This window comes from Frankia sp. CoWAU3, from assembly GCF_977971855.1.
In genome coordinates this window covers 1,644-4,515 of the sequence record NZ_CDWWXB010000264.1, presented here as the reverse complement: position 1 = coordinate 4,515, position 2,872 = coordinate 1,644, and the positions used below count along the sequence as shown (strand labels likewise).

The window sequence follows — 2,872 nt, the reverse complement described above, 5'->3', positions numbered from 1 at the left end:
GGCGCAAGCCGGCATGATCACTGACCTGATCAGCGGCCGTCACCCCCGGGCTGCGCCTTGCGGGTCGGCGAAGGACGCGGGCCACGAGCCGCGGCGGCCGAACGCGCCGCGGAACCGAGGCGTAGCGGCGGTGCGGCACGCAGGGGCGCATTCGGCCGGGCCGACCGGGCCGGGGTGGCCAGCGACCCCGGGCTCGGTCTGGGCGACGCCGGGCTCGGCACAGGCGACGCCGGACCCGGCACAGGCGACGCCGCGGAGAGGACGGGAACGGCCGAGGCGGCGGGCCCCACCTCAACCGCGGGGACGGTCTGGTCGGCGGCGTCAATGTAGACGACGCGGGTACTTCCGCCGTGTCCGTGGATGGCAAGCAGCGTTTCCATCGTCGGATAGATCCCGATGGAATCGTGTTCGGAGTCCCACCACAGCACGCAGGTGCCGTCGGGGGCCTGCACCCCGAACGCGACCGCACCCGTCCCGGAGACGCCGGAGACGTCAACGTCACGCTCCAGCTGAAACCGCCGCACCTGGCGAGCGGACATCGCCACGACCTCCTCACGGGGTACCGTACCGTACCCGTAGGCATCGCCCGCGATCCGGCTGGCGCAGCCGACTCAGCGCCGTCGCCGACCTCGTGCCTCGCAACCAGCGAGGCGTCGCGGCTCGGCCGGATCGACCGGCCGATGCTACCTCTCAGGCGGACTTCGGCCGGTTGGCCCACGGTAGCCGGCAATGTCGGGGTGGGTCATCCGTATGCCGTCGTGGCAGCGCGAGGGTGATCCCACCACGCGGTAGCTCCACGCGGTAGCTCGCGGGTGGACCGGATGTGTCCGGGCGCGGGGACACCGCCCGAGCATGATGGTCACCTGGCCCGACGCACGATCACCGCGGAGGCGGGCCGGTCCGCCGGCGGTCCGAGATATCGGCCGTAGCCGGTCTCATTCCGTAGTCGACGGGCCAGGAACGCGACCGTACTTAGAGCGTTGATGATGTTCCGTGACGACGGCAACGGCGGCACTTCGGCCGCCGCGCGGCCCTAACCCGACCCGGAACCCTGCCCCGCTCTGGCAACCGGACTGCCGCGGCGCGCGGACGCCTCACCCAACAGCTCGGCGATCTCCTCCACACAGCCACCACAGCCCGTCCCGGCATCACATCGCTCGCCGACGGCGTCAACGTCGCAGGCACCCGAGGCGATCACGTTGCGTAGCAACCGGTCGGACACCGCGAAGCACGAACAGACGAACACCGCACCTCACCACGCCCGAGACAGCCAGCACGCGGACGGCCAAGCGGCAGTTCGCGACCCTGTCGATCTGTCGATGATCCTTCGACCCCGTGGAGCAGTCGACCCCGTGGAGCGGCCTTAGCTAAGGCTTCCCTAAGCAGAGGATGCCATGGGCCACCCGCCGCAGGCAAGACGGGCGCGCATCCGCGACATCATCGTGGTACTGGGCCGGAAATCGGCCGGGCCCGACAGCCCCGCCGGACCCGAGATCCGGCTCGCCCAGAATCAGCGGTCGGGCCACGGAACGATCTCGACCCGACGGTTGGCCGCCCGTCCCCGAGGCGTGGCGTTGTCGGCCACCGGCCACCGGGAACCGAACCCGGCGACGCGCATGAGGTCGGGACGTACGCCCCGGTCCGCCAGGTAGTCGGCAATCACCTGGGCCCGGTCCAGAGACAACGCCTGATTGAGGGTCGCCGGCCCGGAGGCGTCGGTGTGGCCGCCGACCAGGACCACGACCCGGCCGGCGCGCAGCGCCGCCGCCACCCGGTCAAGCCAAAGGCGGGCCGGGGGGCTCAGCGTTGCTGCGCCGACCAGGAACGTCACGTTCCGAGCGTCGAGGGCGGCGCGTAGGGCCGCGAGGGCCGCGGCATCGGAGGTGGGCTTCGCCGCCGCGGCGGCAGGCTTCTCGCGCGGGACGACAAGCCGGTTGTCCAGGGTGGCATCGGGGACGGTGGTACCGGCCGCTGCCAGCACCTGGGCGCCGAGGCGCCGCCTCGTGACCTCGTCGGGGGCACTGCCGGCCACCGCCACGGTCGTCCCGGAGACCGTGGCCGAGTGGTTCCCGGGAAAACCGCGCAGCGCCGCCGCGACGGCGGCCACCACCTCCACCGGCGGCTCCGCCACGGCCGGGTCGACCCGGACCTCACCGGTCACCGAGCCACCGCTCGCGTCCGCCACGGCAGCGAGCAACGCGGCACGGCTCGCCCGGTCGGGCACGGTCGCCGTGATCGACAGTCCTCGGCCGGCCACAGCGAGCACCAGGGGGCGCGCGGGTTCGGTCGCGATGACCACGTCGTCGCCGAGACGCGCGGAGGTCGTGCCGGCGACCGCGGCTCTCGCCTGTTCGGCGGCGGCGGCACTCGGGAAACGACCGGTGACAACCGCCTCACGCCCCTCGACGTGAACCTGGGCGTGCACGCCGCCGGTGGACCGGACCGCCGCGGCCGCCCGGGCGGCGAGATCATCCTCGATGGGACCGCGGCGCAGGGCGAACGCGACAAGGGCAAGCAGCAACCACGCCAGCACGAGTGCGATGGCGAAGGCGACCGGGCGCGGACGTTGCAGGCGCACGGCCGTGGACAGGGACATCGATCGGACTCCGAGCGGGATCGGACCGGACGCGGGATCTTCGAGGTGGTGTGGGGAGAGGGGTGCCGCAAGGTCGGACGCGGCCGGGAAAACCGCTGTCCCGCAACTTTCGCACATCGGTCCCAGAAGTAACGCATCGGGGCGAAAGATGCACCCACCTGGGGAGCCACACCAAGCCGACACCGGTCGGATCGGCCCCGGTCGGATCGGCCCCGGCCACCTACCGCGATCAGTTCGCGTGCGCTCCATCGGCTCGCGCCACCGGTGTGACCCGCA

Annotated in this window: 3 protein-coding genes; all 3 read right to left on the bottom strand. The window is 72.5% G+C overall.

Annotated elements, in window-relative coordinates; all coding sequences use genetic code 11:
* Positions 1 to 29 precede the first annotated feature (29 nt).
* Positions 30 to 539, bottom strand: a complete 510-nt coding sequence (locus AC08ON_RS16830) for a hypothetical protein (protein ID WP_476608474.1) — start codon at positions 537 to 539, stop codon at positions 30 to 32.
* Positions 540 to 1,033: 494 nt separating this feature from the next.
* Positions 1,034 to 1,246, bottom strand: coding sequence for a (2Fe-2S)-binding protein (locus tag AC08ON_RS16825; protein WP_476608475.1), 213 nt, complete (start codon positions 1,244 to 1,246; stop codon positions 1,034 to 1,036).
* 264 nt (positions 1,247 to 1,510) lie between these two features.
* Complete coding sequence (locus AC08ON_RS16820) at positions 1,511 to 2,596, bottom strand: OmpA family protein (protein WP_476608476.1); 1,086 nt, start codon at positions 2,594 to 2,596, stop codon at positions 1,511 to 1,513.
* Between the last annotated feature and the right edge of the window lie 276 nt (positions 2,597 to 2,872).